Below are 14,874 nucleotides of genomic sequence, written 5' to 3' on the forward strand. Positions count from 1 at the left end.
ACTACATAAATAATATACTGTCAACTTTATTATATACATTTTTATGGATTTCATTGCATATCTTAATGATAATTTCACCTAAAATATTCAATAATTAAAAAAAGCATAAACCTAAGATTATATCTTAAATTTATGCTATGAAATGAGATTTCTCCACTATTAATCTACCATCACAACAGCACCTTTATATTCATCTTCTACAAATTGCTTGATTTCATCAGATTTTAAAACTTCAATAAGTGCTTGAATCTTTTCATCTTTTTCATGTCCTTCTTGAACAGCCACGATATTGACATATGGATTACTTGCATCAACTTCTTCAATAATTAAAGCATCATTCATTGGATTTAATCCAGCTTGAAGGGCATAATTCCCATTAATCGCAACCAAATCTCCTTCGCCATTTTGGAAAGTTGTTCCTAATAATTCTGGTTTAATTTCTGTAAATTTTAAGTTCTTAGGATTAGAAACAATATCTTTTGTTGTGGCTTCAAGACGATCTACATCATTGCTTAATTCAATCACTCCAGCATCTTCTAAGATACCTAAAATTCTTCCATGATCAGCAACAGAATTAGAAATAATGACTTCTGCATTGTCTGGAATATTTTGAATACTATCAATTGTCTTTGAATAGAATCCAAATGGTTCTAAATGAATACCTGCAGCTTCTACAATTTTATAGCCATGTTCTTCAACTTCTCCTTCAAAGAAAGGACGATGTTGGAAGTAATTGGCATCCACTTCTCCTGCATCTAATGCTTTATTAAAAATATAATAATCATCCAATACTTTAATTTCTAAATCAATATCATATTTTTCTTTTAAAATCGGTTTTGCTTCCTCTAAAATTTTAGAATGAGGATCTAATGTAGCTGAAACAGTTAAAGTGTTTTCACTCTCTGTTGATCCACAACCTGTTAATCCAATAGCTAAAAATAATGCGAAAATTCCAGTTAATAATCTTTTCATATGTTTTCCTCCCTATCTCTTATCTATTTTTTTCACAATCAGATCACCTATAATCTGAATCATAAACACAATCACCAAAACAAAGAATGTTGCTGTATACATGACTGGCATATTCTGTCTGACATAACCATACATATAGGCTAAGTTTCCAAGTCCTCCAGCACCAATACATCCTGCCATAGCAGTATAACCAACCAGTGATATTCCCATCACTGTAATACTTGATACCAAAGCAGGTTTGGCTTCAGGAATTAAGACTTTCATAATAATCTGCCAGTTACTGGCTCCCATAGCTTTACTGGCTTCAATCGTTCCTTTATCAATTTCACTTAAGGCAATCATACACATTCTGGCATAGAATGGGGCACTGGAAACAATCAATGCTGGTAAAGCCCCTTTCACACCTAACATTGTTCCCATTGTCATCAAAGTGACTTCCAAAAGTAAGAAAATCAGAATAATGAATGGAATTGCTCTAAATAAATTGACAATAAAATCAAGGATACGATGTACAATTTTTTGAGGATAAAGTCCATCTTCTTTTGTGATATAGAGAATAATTCCTAATATAAAACCTAATATAACTGCAATGACCAAAGAAATAATAGTCATGATGAATGTTTCTTGAATCGCAACAAGCATAGCCTCCCAATCAATTTGACTGAAAAATTCACTCATCTTATATCACCTCCACAATCACATGATAGTCTTGAAATTTTTGAATAATGTTTTCATAATCCTGTTTTGTTCCTCCTAAAACATTGACAATCAATACGCCAAAAGAACTATCAATTGTATTTGTGAGATTTCCAGAAACAATACTGATATCTAATGTTGTTTCTTTCATCACACGAGAAACAATCGGCTGTCTAGAAATATCTTCATCAAATGTTAATCTTAATAAAATACCATTTGGATAAATCTTTTTTAAGTTTTCATTTTGTTTATCATCATCAATCTTACTTGATATATCTCTCACAAAACGTTTTGTCACAGTATGTTGAGGATGTTCAAAGATATCTTTGACACGTCCTACTTCAACAACTTTTCCTTCACTCATCACAGCGACACGATGACAGATTTTTTGTACGACTTCCATTTGATGGGTAATCATAATAATGGTAATTCCTAACTTATGATTAATATCTTTTAATAAATCTAAAATCTGTTCCGTTGTATCTGGATCTAATGCACTCGTGGCTTCATCACACAACAAAAGACTGGGATCATTAGCCAATGCTCTGGCAATACCTACACGTTGTTTCTGTCCTCCAGACAATTCACTTGGATATGCATTTTCACGTCCCTGTAAACCAACCAGTTCAATCAATTCTCTCGTTTTCTTTTTTCTAATCTCTTTATCAACACCAGCAATTTCTAATGGCAATTCAATATTCTTTTGAACAGTTCTTGACCACAATAAATTAAAATGCTGAAAAATCATTCCCATCTTTGTTCTTTTCTTTCTTAAATCCTTTGGATTCAATAAAGAAATATCTTCTCCATCAATCATCACTTCACCACTTGTCTGCTTTTCAAGCTGATTGATTATACGAACAAGTGTTGATTTTCCTGCTCCACTATAACCAATGACACCAAAGATTTCCCCTGTTTGAATGGTTAAATTCACATCCTGACAGGCATGAATATCTCCTTTAGGTGTATGGAAAACTTTTTGTATATGTCTTAATTCAATCATCCAATCCCTCCTATCAACAAAAAAACTCGTCCTACTAAGGACGAGTTATAACCCGTGTTACCACCTTAATTCATTGTTATATCACTACAACAACCTTTTCGAGTACCAACATACTCTAGTACGATAACGGGTACACCCGCCATTAGCTAACGATTCACTAATGAAACTCCAAGACCATCTTCATTTATGCCTCATCATTCTTTTCCACCAGCCAAGAACTCTCTATTGAATCATCATAAACTACTCTTCTTTTCACTGTTGTTAATAATATCTTATCGTGTTTATAAAGATTTGTCAAATATTTTTTATAAAAATGCATGATCAATTTGAATTACACAAAAATAATGTTTATTCATTTTTTGCACAGCTTCAATAATCTGCTTTTTAATATCATGATGTGAAACCTCATCATCAGCTGGTAATAACACATCAAAAATAAGATTGATATGTGTTGGTCCTTTCACTAGACGAAAATCATGAATACTATATTGTTCATTGATATTTTTTACAATCTTTTCTACCTGTTGTTTTAAATCATTCGTTAAAGCATCATGAGTATCAATAGGATCCATATGGATTGTTGTTAAAATATTGTACTTCTCTAATAAAGATCTTTCAATCACATCAATTTGATCATGAACTTCCATCATATTTTCATGACTATCCACTTCAGCATGAAAAGTCATATATTGACGACCAGGGCCATAATCATGTAACATAAAATCATGAATACCTAAAACCTTATCAAAAGACAAAACATATTGATAAATATCATCAACTAAATCCTTATCCGGTGCCTTTCCAAGCAAAGGATCAACCGTATCTTTAAAGATTTCAATTCCAGATTTAAACACAACCACTGAAACAATGACACCAATCACACCATCCACAGGTAAATCAGTGACTAAGCTTAAACATAATGAAATCAATGTAGCGAGTGTAGCACATACATCATTTAAACTATCTTGAGAAGCAGCTTTTAATGATGTTGAATCAATCAAATGTCCCGCTTTTTTATTAAAGCTTGCCATCCATAATTTCATCATGATAGATACAATCAAAACAATCACTGCACCCCATGTAAAAGACAATGTTTCTGGTTCAAAAATTTTCATCACAGATTCTTTCAAGGAAGAAAAAGCCACTAAAAGAATCAAAAAAGAAATAATTAAACCCGCAATATATTCATAACGTCCATGTCCATAAGGATGGTCACTATCTGGGTGTTTTCCTGCCAGTTTAAAACCAAATAACGTCGCTAAATTACTTCCCATATCAGAAAGATTATTCAATCCATCAGCCTGAATGGCCACCGAATGTGTTATCCAGCCAAACAATAATTTAAAGATAACCATAATACAGTTACATATAATAGAAAGAACACTGCAAAGTGTTCCATATTTTTCTCTAACTTCTGGTGTTTGTGTTGATTGATAATTAGGAATCGTTTTTTTCACTATCAACTGAAACATAACAACCTCCTAGAAAATGTTTGAAATTTTTTTCAAATAAATATTTTTACCTTCTTTTTGAAGCAATCCACAATCTTCTAATTCTTGAAGATATCCATCAATTTTGGCTTGATCAACATTTTTATGTGCCAAATCTTTTAAAACTTCAATAACTTGAGGATGATCATCACGAATATAAGCATTTCCATTATTATCATATAATGGACTTTTCAACATGACATTTAAACAGGCAACATAAGCCCATTTTACTTCTAAACGTACCATTTTATACTGCATTGTATCAAATAATGCACTTGGCATGTAGTATTGATCTTCATGATTTCTTAAATCCTTGATATCATTTTTATCATAACAAATCATTTTTATTCCTCCCTCTATGTTTTTTCATTATAACATAGAATAATCTCTTTTGGTAAAGAATATTCCATTTTCCATGATAAAACTTTTATCATATTCTTTGCTTTTTTTGACTATACTTTTTATAATGAAACAAAATAAAGGAGTGATCTCATGAAAATTTATCATAGTATTCAAGATATGGTTGGACAAACACCTATCTTACAATTACATCATATTGAAAAGTTAGAAGATACACAGGCTCATCTTTTCGCAAAACTAGAATATTATAATCCAGCCGGCAGTGTGAAAGATCGTGTTGCTAAAAGAATGTTATTGGATGCGTTAGAAGCGGGTCAAATTCATTTAGACTCAACAATTATTGAGCCTACAAGTGGAAATACAGGCATTGGTTTATGCGCTATTGGTAGTGCTTTAGGTTTAAAAGTGATCATCGTTATGCCTGATACCATGAGTGAAGAAAGAAGAAAATTAATGAAAGCTTATGGAGCAAAGCTTGTTTTAACACCGGGTAAAGAGGGAATGAGTGGGGCGATTGCGAAGGCTGAAGCATTAGCAAAAGATATTCCTCACAGTTTTATTCCAAGCCAATTTACCAATTTAAGCAATCCTAAAGCCCATTATCTTTCTACTGGTCCAGAAATCGATCAGCAGATGGATGGCCAGATTGATATCTTTGTGGCAGGTATAGGAACTGGTGGTACAATCAGTGGTGTTGGTCACTATTTAAAAGAAAAATATCCTCAAGTTCAGATTGTTGCTGTAGAACCGGCTGATTCCCCACTTCTTTCCAAAGGACAAGCTGGACCTCATCAAATTCAAGGTATTGGTGCTAATTTTGTTCCAGAAACATTAGATACGCATATTTATGATCAAATTATCACAGTATCTACTGATGAAGCTTTTCAAGCTGCTCGTCAACTCGCAAAAAAAGAAGGTATACTGACAGGTATTTCTTCTGGTGCAGCTTTATTTGCAGCACAAAAACTGGCAAAAGAACCTCAAAACAAAGATAAAAATATTGTTGTTTTATTACCTGATGGTGGCGATCGTTATTTATCAACAGCTTTATATGAATAAAAAATGAAAGTTATTTCATATTGTCATGAAATAACTTTTTCTTTTCAATCAAAAAGCGAGTCATTCCACTCGCTTATCTTGATTTGTCTTCAATTTGTTTTAAAACCATATCAACAAATTCATCTAATGATATAGTTGTCTGTTTTTGTTCTCCATACTGACGATAAGTCACTGTTCTTTCATCACGTTCATTATTTCCTAATACTAACTGATATGGAATCTTTTTCATTTGTGCTTCACGAATACGATAACCTAATTTTTCTTCACGATCATCTAATTCCACACGAATACCTTTAGCTTCTAAAAGTTGATAAACTTCTTTTGCATAATCTAAATGATATTCATTTTTAACTGGAATCACTTTGACTTGTGTAGGTGCTAACCATAATGGGAATGCTCCTGCAAAGTGTTCAATTAAAATACCAATAAATCTTTCAATAGATCCAAAGATGACACGGTGCAACATAACTGGTCTGACTTTTTCACCATGATGATCAACATAAGTTAAATCAAATCTTTCTGGTAAATTCATATCCAATTGGATTGTTCCACATTGCCAGACTCTACCTAAAGAATCTCTGACATGGAAATCAAGTTTTGGACCATAGAAAGCTCCATCTCCAGGATTAACTTTAAAATCTTTCCCAGCTGCTTTACATGCAGCTGCTAAAGCAGCTTCACTCTTTTCCCAAATTTCTAAATCTCCAATATATTTTTCTTCTGGACGAGTTGATAATTCAATATCATATGGTAAGCCTAAATTTGAATAAACACGATCAATAAATGAAATCAAACGTACGACTTCACTTTCAATCTGATCAGGTGTCATAAAGATATGGGCATCATCTTGTGTAAATGTACGCACTCTAAATAAACCATTTAAAGCTCCACTGGCTTCATGTCTATGCACTTGTCCAAGTTCTCCCATACGTAACGGTAAATCTTTATACGAATGTAAACTATTTTTATAAACAAGCATACTTCCCGGACAGTTCATTGGTTTAATCGCAAATTCACGTTCATCAACTTCACTTGTATACATGTTTTCTTTATAGTTATCCCAATGTCCAGAAACTTCCCATAATTCTCTTGACATCATGATTGGTGTTTTAATGAACTGATATCCTTCTTTGGCATGTTCTTCATACCAGTACTGTTCCAATGTATTTCTTAATAACATACCATGTGGTAAGAAAAATGGCATTCCAGGAGCATATTCACTCATCATAAATAAATCAAGTTCTTTTCCTAATTTTTTATGATCTCTTTTTTTCGCTTCTTCTAAGAAATCCAGATGTTCCTGTAATTCTTCAGCAGTAGGGAAACAAACACCATAAATTCTTTGTAAGACTTTGTTATTCTTGTCACCTTTCCAATAAGCTCCAGAATGTTTTAATAATTTAAAATTCTTACAAAGCTTCACTGTTTCTACATGTGGTCCTCTACATAAGTCAACAAAATCTCCTTGACGATAACAGCTAATTTGTCCATCTTCTAATCCTTCAATAAGATCTAATTTATAAGGATCATCTTTAAACATTTCTAAAGCTTCAGCTTTAGAAATATCTTCTCTGACAATTCTTTTTCCGTCTTTACAGATTTTTTTCATTTCTTTTTCAATTTTAGGTAAATCTTCATCCGTAATCACCTGATCTCCTAAATCCATATCATAATAAAATCCTTCACTCACAACTGGCCCTACCCAGAATTTTGCCTGTGGATATAAATGTTTAACAGCCTGTGCTAAAACATGAGCACAAGAGTGATTTAATGTATTGAGTGCTTCTTCGTTTTTAAAATCTCTCATTTTCTTTTCCTCCAATCCAAAATCTTAATATATCATCACACTGATTTTCAAACTGTCCACCACATTTTTCAATTGTTTTTCGAGATGCTATGTTATCTTTATGGCAGGTGACTAAAACTGGGAAAATATCCCATTGCTTACAATACTTTAAAGCTTCCTGCAACATCATTGTCGCATGTCCTTGACAACGATAAGAGGGATGAATGGAGTAACCAATATGCCCTCCATGACGCAAGAGTTCTTCATTTAAACAATGCCGAATATTGATACATCCCACTACCACACCATCAACAATATAAAGAAACTCTGTTGCCGGGACATAACCATTTTGCAGTTCAATCCCTAAATGATTCTTTTTCTCTCTGGCAATCCATTGTTGATAAGTGTTCTCCATTCCATAAGAACCAGCACCATTGATACCAAAGGGATTGTTTTCATCTTTCATCGCTTGAATGAAATCCTTCATAGATACTTCATGTTTAATAGCAGGAAATTCTAAATGCCCCTTCATCATATTGTCACCTCCTCATAAAAAAGAGATTTCATCCAAAGGACGAAATCTCGTGGTACCACCTTTATTCATTATCGACAGATAACCTCAAAACTTTAACGCAGTTATACGACCATCTCTTTCGAGCGTAGCTATTAGGGAGTATTTTTATAAGCTATCCAAGATTTTCACCAGCCATCTTCTCTCTAACCAATCACTTATAAAAACATATCCTAAATCATCGCTTGTAAAATTATTTTACATCATTATTCTGATTTGTCAAGACATCTGTTTCTTTTGTTTTCATGAGTTCATAATATTCTACAATTTCAGCAAATCCATAAATAACAAACGAAAGCAATAGAGAGATAAAACAAGACCACAACATCATTAACATTGATTGAACTCCCATCAATTGTCCTGTATTTAAATAAGATGTATTTGCCGCTATCGAATATCCTTGTTGAACAATACTTCCAATCAAAAAGATATAAGCACATATTTTCAAAATTTTAGATACTTTACAAGTCACGATTTTTACCCCCCTCCCCGTCAATTTTGACACTTTTATAAAACCTTTCGATTTTCAAATAACTGAATAACCAATCCACAGCCATAAATAACCAAAGCAATCACTACAGCAAAAATAAAATCAAAAAACAAAACCATCATACTTTGTAATGACCACATAAACTGGAATTGAAAACATATGGATTTAAAAACATAAAAAACGATGAATATATAAGCACAAATCTTTAATTTTTTTCCAACATCATGAAACATGATTATCATACCTTTCTTTTGATGAAAGAATATCTTTTTTCTCAAAAAGAAAATATTCTTTCCTCAATATTTAAAATAGCATAAAATTGTGTATAAATGATGACTATTTTTATATTTTGAAAAAAAAGTATCACTTTCAAAGTGATACTTTCAATAGAAATTGATTGAAAATTTATTTAACAGTGATTAATTGTAAGTAGCTTGTTGTTCCACGAACACCAGGAGTTCCTCCTGTCACAAGGATTGTTTCCCCAGCATTTACACCATTTTCTTTAGCAATCACTTCAGCTAAGTTTAATAAACCTTCAGTCGTATCCATGTGTTTACATGTTACTGATTTAACACCCCAGTTGATTGCTAATTTCTTAGTTGTTTTTTCATATGGAGTTGCCGCAATGATTGGACATTCTGGTCTATATCTAGACATTTTCTTTGCTGTAAATCCAGATTCAGTGAAAGCTACAATAGCAGCCACATTGAATTTTGTTGCGATTTCAGCAACTGACATACAGATAGCTTCTGAAGTATCATTAGAAGCTGTTCTGATTGCTTTTCTATGTAATGAAGCATAATCTAATGTAGATTCTGTTTTAATAGCAATTTTATTCATAACCATAACGGCTTCTTCTGGATATTTTCCTTGTGCAGATTCCCCAGATAACATGATTGCATCTGTTCCATCATAGATGGCATTGGCAACATCACTCACTTCAGCACGAGTTGGTCTTGGGTTTTCTTGCATAGATTCAAGCATTTGTGTTGCTGTAATAACAACTTTACCAGCTGCTTTACATTTTCTGATTAATTCTTTTTGAATTAATGGTACATCTTCAGCAGGAACTTCAACACCTAAATCCCCACGTGCAACCATGATACCATCAGCAACTTTGATAATATCATCCATTTTTTCAACACCTTCGCTATTTTCAATTTTAGCGATGATTTGAATATCAGGTTTTCCATTTTCAACTAATATTTTTTTAACATCTAAAACGTCTTGAGGACGACGCACAAATGATGCAGCAATGTAATCTACATCTTGTTGACATCCAAATTCTAAGTCAGCTCTATCTTTTTCAGAAATGAAATCAAATCCAAGTTCGATACCAGGAACATTGATTCCACGTTTATTTTTTACTTTACCATCATTTGCACAAACACAAACGATATCAGTTCCTTCAACATGATCAACTAATAATTCCACTTGACCATCATTAACTAAGATAAATCCACCAGGTTTAACATCTTTATACAAATCTTTATATGTGATTGTAAAACGATCAGCAGTCCCTACAATATCTTCTACACAGATTGTAGACACTTGTCCTTTTTTAAATTCAGTAAATCCACCTTCAAAATCACCAGTTCTAATTTCTGGACCTTTTGTGTCTAATAAAATAGCACAATTTGTTCCAAGTTCAGCATTGACATCACGCATTGTCTGCATCTTTTTACCATGTTCTTCATGATCTCCATGAGAGAAGTTACAACGCATAACATTCATACCTGCTAAAACTAATTTTTTTAACATTTTTGGATCTTCAGAAGCAGGTCCAATTGTACAAATAATCTTTGTTTTCTTCATCTTATCTTTCATTCTCAATTAATCTCCTATAGCTTAGTTTATATTTAACGAAGTTTTAATACATCTTCGTAAATACCTTGATTGACTTGACGTTTATGTCCTAAGACTTCTTGAATTGGTAGTCCAACAATTTCACCTTTAACATCACTAATACAAAGTCCACCTTTACCTTCTTCAAGTAATTCAACAGCTTTAATTCCCATACGTGTAGCTAAAACACGATCTCTGGCAGATGGACGTCCACCTCTTTGCATATGTCCTAAAACATTGGCACGTGTTTCAAATCCTGTGGCTTCTTCAACACGTTTTGCAAGTTCATGAACATCTGTAATATGTTCAGTAATAACAACCAACGCATGTTTTTTATCAGAAGCTTTAGAACGTTTTAATGTTTCAATGACTTCTTCTTCATCAAAACCACTTTCACTTGTGACAATCATTTCAGCACCACATGCAAGTCCAGCATGAACAGCTAAATCACCACATCTTCTTCCCATAACTTCCAAGATTGTACATCTTTGATGAGAACTAGATGTATCTCTTAGTTTATCCAATGCATCAACAATTGTATTTAAAGCTGTATCAAAACCAATTGTAAAATCAGTATCAGGGATATCATTATCTATTGTTCCAGGAATACCAATACAGTTAATTCCCATTTCTGTTAATTTCAAAGCACCATTATAGCTTCCATCTCCCCCAATAACAACCAAAGCTTCCATTCCAACTTTTTTCATTTGTTCAATGGCTTCTTCTCTGACTTTAGGGTCTTTAAATTCTGGGAAACGAGCAGATTTTAAGAATGTTCCACCAATATTAATAATATTACGTGTACTATGACTATCAAATTCAATAAATTCCCCATCATGAAGTCCTTTATATCCAAGTCTAACTCCATAAATTTTAATTCCTCTGTTTAAACAAGTTCTTGTGACAGCACGAATCGCTGCGTTCATTCCTGGTGCATCTCCACCAGAAGTTAATACTCCAATGCATTTAACCATAACTTTTCTCCTCTCGCTTTATTACTTATTATTTTATCATAAAATGGTGTTGTGTTCTACACTTTCGAGTACATTCTATATCGTCAAATTCGTTCAGTCAAGCATTATTTCAATGCTTAACGCTTTCAATTTTGAAATAATTGTATTTGCACGAATTTCATCACCTTTTTTTAAAGTATACACCTTTTTTAGTTCGTTATAACCATATAAACTTGTAAAAAAAGTAGGCAAATGATTCAATAAACGATATGATAAAATCGTTAATAAAATTTCATCTCTAGACCACGCTGTAATATTTTCTTCACCAATTTCATCCAACAATAAATAATCCACTTTCAATAATTTATCCATTGCATAAGCATTATCCCCCGAAGAAAAACTCGCCTTTAAATCAATCAGATAAGTTGGAAAATGAATAAATCCAATCTGTTTATCCTTTTTAGCTAATGAATTCATTAATCCAGCCAATAATGTTGTTTTCCCACTTCCCATAGGTCCATGTAAAAACAAACCTTGTGAAGTTGGTGTTTGCGAATATTTTAAGATTTGTACCAAAGCATCTTGACAGGCTGGTGTAAGATGCTGTGTATCTTGAACCAGCTTTAAAGAAGATAAATCCGTCAACATTAACTCTTGAGAAACATTGCTCATCACAAAATGATCTAACAGTTGTCTTTTGGCTTCAATCGCTTTTCCATAAGGGCAACTCTGTAATTCTAAAATGATTTGTCCATCATTGTAAGAAAGCATCTTTTGCATACCTATTGTTTCTTTAGGACAATAGTCTAATCCCTGACAGGATTGGCAAATATGAAAATCATCATTGTAATCTAAAAACTCCACCCAGTAATCTTCCATCACTGAAGCATCTAAATGGTTCTGTTTTAAGAAATGCTGAATATTTTTTTCTTTGAGTAAAGCATATTGACTTTCTGATTTGATTTTTTGAATATCATCATTTTGAAAAATCATATCTGCTACGCTTTTCATAATTGTCCCTCCTTCAATTGATTCAATAAGTCCTGTAATTCCTCAGAAGATACTTGTCTTGCAGGTTCTTTTTTATCTTCCACTACTTCTTCATCTGGTGCATCCATTAATTCACGATAAGCATCCATAGCTGTCATAATTTTTTTACGGGCCCATGAAGCTCCAATCGCCTCACAATAACGCTTTGATAAACGATTATTATTTTTCCCTAATACATACTCAATCAAGACATTAACAACTGCTGGTTTTAAACCCAACTGCACCATCAATGTTTCCACAATCATTAAATCATGATAGACTGGCTCTTTTCCACCCTGTTTTTCCTTCAACAATTCATAAGGTGTAATCGTATCCAGATATTTCATATGTAAGATGAGAGGTGAAACACTGGCTTCCTGTGTTTGAAACTGCAAGGGTTGTTTATGATAGATTTCCTGTAACGAAGATGATTGTTGGATATCAAAGTACTTTTGTATAGATTGTTTTATGCGTTGACGATTCAATCCCTGTGATTCCATTGCATCTTTTATCAAACCAGCCAGAGTCAAAGCATCCACACTATAAACATATCCTAACTCCACAGCATAGTCCAAATCTTCTTGACTTAATAAAGAACGATTAACCTGATAATCTGCTAAACTTTGATACAACAAATCACGATCATATTGAACTTTTACATTTTGTGATTCCTGTTGTACAAATTCTTCTTGATACTTTAATAAACGTGTTCCTTTATGGAGATGTTCAATTGTAAACACATCTTGAAATTTAGCTGTCACATCTTCATAACCCTCTAAATTTTCTAAAGATATTTTAAAATATTGTAATGTTTTTTGAAAATCTTCTTGTGATAATGAAAACTGAAGCAATGATGATAAAATCTGATTCTTAAAGAAAGCCTTCAATGATAAAGGAGCATAGATACGATATATATATTGGGTGATATCCTGTTCATGTTTAACATAGCTTTTTAATAAGCCAATCGCTTCAAGTGAACGCAAAGCTTTTTCCAGTTCCATAATATTGATAGATACAAAAGATAGTAAGCGAGAAAGAGGACAAGGTGCAATAAAACGTCGCATACGTTTTCCTTCCATCACCAGCATCATATAAACCTGCAAGGCTGTTGAACCAATGAAAGGCTGATACAAATAATAAAGTGTATCTATTTGGACTTCATCCAATGGATAACGCATTTCTACACGATAAAGATCAGTGACGTACAATTTCATTTTTTAAAACCTCTAAAACTCTTTCTATTTGAACATATAAATCTTCAAAATTCTGACGATTATCAATAATATAATCCCCCATCTCTTTTTTCTTTTCAATTGAAATCTGTTGACTCATCAACAATCTTGCCTGTTTTTCATCTATCTGATTACGTTTCATTAAACGCTTTAACTGTGTTTTTTCATCAACATAAACAACCATCACATCATCACACATCGTATCCATATGTGTTTCATATAACAAAGGAACATCTAAAAAAACAAGCGGTTCTTGACATTGTTCGATTCCTTTTTTTAACATTTCTTGAACATAGGGATGAATAATACTTTCTAATAAGGCTTTTTGTTGAGGATCATGAAAAACAATTTGTCCTAATTTTTGACGAGAAATATTTTGATTGTCATCCAGACAATCAAAACATTCTACAATTTGATGATAACAGTGACTTTCTTTTTCTAAAGCCTGATGAGAAATCTCATCAGCATCCAAGACACAATAACCATGTGTTTTTAAATATTGTGTCACTGTACTTTTTCCAACTGCAATAGACCCTGTAATTCCAATAACTCGACTCATTAATAACACCTCTAATAACGTTTCTTTTGACAATGGGGACAAAAATAAGTTCCACGCTGATGTACCATCACTTTCTTAATAGGATGATGACAAACAGAACATTCTTTTTGTCCATGTACCTTTAATTGAACTTGAAATAGTCCATGAATCCCATTAGCATCAAAGGAATGAATTGTTGTTCCTCCTTGACGAATGGCATCATTTAAAACATTGATAGCCACCTCTTTTAATTCAGCGACTCTTTTTTTCGATAAGCGTGAAGCACGTGTACGTGGATCCATATGCATATAAAAACAAATCTCATTAGCATAAATGTTTCCAATACCACACATAATACTTTGATCTAATAAAGCTGTTTTGATAGGTAAGGAACAATGATGTAAACGTTGATACAAATCTTCAACTGTAATATCAAAAGGTTCTGGACCTAATTTCTTTAAAGGCATCTGTTCACGATAATGATGCAAATCGACACATTCCATGCGACCAAACTTTCTGGTATCAATATATCTTAAATCTTGATGATGATCCATATGAAACACAACATGGGTATGTTTATTAACTGGTTCATCCGAATCAACGATATGAAACTTTCCTTCCATACGCAAATGGGAAACAAAGGCATGTTCTTGACATTGAAAGATCAGATACTTTCCAACACGGTCAATATCACAAAAAACTTCCCCTGTGAAAGCTTCAATAAATTGTTTGACATCGCCCACTATTATACGTGAGTAATAAACATCTATTCCTAGAATTGGACGTCCTATAATAAAATTCTTTAATGTTCGTCTGACAGTTTCAACTTCTGGTAGTTCTGGCATAA

General features: G+C 32.9%; 16 protein-coding genes and 1 other annotated feature. Of the genes, 1 reads left to right on the forward strand and 15 read right to left on the reverse strand.

The window, feature by feature from the left end:
* Positions 1-159 precede the first annotated feature (159 nt).
* From B5E75_RS02380 to B5E75_RS02400, 5 genes are all read right to left on the reverse strand, one after another.
* Complete coding sequence (locus B5E75_RS02380; protein WP_087357196.1) at positions 160-972, reverse strand: MetQ/NlpA family ABC transporter substrate-binding protein; 813 nt, start codon at positions 970-972, stop codon at positions 160-162.
* A 12-nt stretch (positions 973-984) separates the two neighbouring features.
* The gene (locus B5E75_RS02385; protein WP_087357197.1) at positions 985-1,650 is read right to left on the reverse strand and encodes a methionine ABC transporter permease; all 666 of its coding nucleotides are present in this window, start codon (positions 1,648-1,650) and stop codon (positions 985-987) included.
* 1 nt (position 1,651) lies between these two features.
* Complete coding sequence (locus B5E75_RS02390; RefSeq protein ID WP_087357198.1) at positions 1,652-2,671, reverse strand: methionine ABC transporter ATP-binding protein; 1,020 nt, start codon at positions 2,669-2,671, stop codon at positions 1,652-1,654.
* Positions 2,672-2,704: 33 nt separating this feature from the next.
* Positions 2,705-2,936: a binding site (T-box leader), on the reverse strand.
* 40 nt (positions 2,937-2,976) lie between these two features.
* Entirely contained in the window at positions 2,977-4,143 is a 1,167-nt protein-coding gene (locus tag B5E75_RS02395; RefSeq protein WP_087357199.1) for a cation diffusion facilitator family transporter, read from the reverse strand.
* A gap of 9 nt (positions 4,144-4,152) precedes the next feature.
* Positions 4,153-4,503, reverse strand: coding sequence for a hypothetical protein (locus B5E75_RS02400; protein ID WP_087357200.1), 351 nt, complete (start codon positions 4,501-4,503; stop codon positions 4,153-4,155).
* A 150-nt stretch (positions 4,504-4,653) separates the two neighbouring features.
* On the opposite strand from B5E75_RS02400, the gene cysK reads away from it, so the two are divergent.
* Positions 4,654-5,580, forward strand: a complete 927-nt coding sequence (cysK, locus tag B5E75_RS02405; protein WP_087357201.1) for a cysteine synthase A — start codon at positions 4,654-4,656, stop codon at positions 5,578-5,580.
* 73 nt (positions 5,581-5,653) lie between these two features.
* Here the strand turns inward: cysK and thrS are convergent, their stop codons facing one another.
* From thrS to mutM, 10 genes are all read right to left on the reverse strand, one after another.
* A complete protein-coding gene (gene thrS / locus B5E75_RS02410; RefSeq protein WP_087357202.1) occupies positions 5,654-7,387 on the reverse strand; it encodes a threonine--tRNA ligase in 1,734 nt (577 codons plus the stop codon).
* Positions 7,374-7,901: a GNAT family N-acetyltransferase gene (locus B5E75_RS02415; protein WP_087357203.1), complete on the reverse strand. Its 528-nt coding sequence runs from the start codon at positions 7,899-7,901 to the stop codon at positions 7,374-7,376. The genes thrS and B5E75_RS02415 overlap by 14 nt, the downstream gene beginning before the upstream one ends.
* Before the next feature lie 229 nt (positions 7,902-8,130).
* Positions 8,131-8,409 (reverse strand): hypothetical protein, encoded by a 279-nt coding sequence (locus tag B5E75_RS02420; RefSeq protein ID WP_087357204.1) that lies wholly within the window; start codon positions 8,407-8,409, stop codon positions 8,131-8,133.
* Between the two features lie 35 nt (positions 8,410-8,444).
* Positions 8,445-8,660: a hypothetical protein gene (locus B5E75_RS02425; RefSeq protein ID WP_087357205.1), complete on the reverse strand. Its 216-nt coding sequence runs from the start codon at positions 8,658-8,660 to the stop codon at positions 8,445-8,447.
* Between the two features lie 172 nt (positions 8,661-8,832).
* Complete coding sequence (gene pyk, locus B5E75_RS02430) at positions 8,833-10,257, reverse strand: pyruvate kinase (protein ID WP_087357206.1); 1,425 nt, start codon at positions 10,255-10,257, stop codon at positions 8,833-8,835.
* Positions 10,258-10,289: 32 nt separating this feature from the next.
* Positions 10,290-11,249 (reverse strand): 6-phosphofructokinase, encoded by a 960-nt coding sequence (gene pfkA, locus B5E75_RS02435; protein WP_087357207.1) that lies wholly within the window; start codon positions 11,247-11,249, stop codon positions 10,290-10,292.
* 93 nt (positions 11,250-11,342) lie between these two features.
* Entirely contained in the window at positions 11,343-12,239 is an 897-nt protein-coding gene (locus B5E75_RS02440) for an ATP-binding protein (RefSeq protein WP_087357208.1), read from the reverse strand.
* On the reverse strand, positions 12,236-13,471 hold the full coding sequence (locus B5E75_RS02445; RefSeq protein WP_087357209.1) for a DnaD domain protein: 1,236 nt from the start codon (positions 13,469-13,471) through the stop codon (positions 12,236-12,238). Before B5E75_RS02445 ends, B5E75_RS02440 begins: the two co-directional genes overlap by 4 nt.
* Complete coding sequence (gene coaE, locus B5E75_RS02450) at positions 13,452-14,048, reverse strand: dephospho-CoA kinase (RefSeq protein ID WP_087357210.1); 597 nt, start codon at positions 14,046-14,048, stop codon at positions 13,452-13,454. The genes B5E75_RS02445 and coaE overlap by 20 nt, the downstream gene beginning before the upstream one ends.
* 11 nt (positions 14,049-14,059) lie before the next feature.
* Positions 14,060-14,872 carry a bifunctional DNA-formamidopyrimidine glycosylase/DNA-(apurinic or apyrimidinic site) lyase gene (gene mutM, locus B5E75_RS02455; RefSeq protein WP_087357211.1) on the reverse strand — a complete coding sequence of 271 codons (813 nt, stop codon included), beginning with the start codon at positions 14,870-14,872 and terminating at the stop codon, positions 14,060-14,062.
* Positions 14,873-14,874: the final 2 nt, after the last annotated feature.

It is taken from the genome of Massiliimicrobium timonense (genome assembly GCF_002160865.1).
Lineage (GTDB): Bacteria > Bacillota_I > Bacilli_A > Erysipelotrichales > Coprobacillaceae > Allocoprobacillus.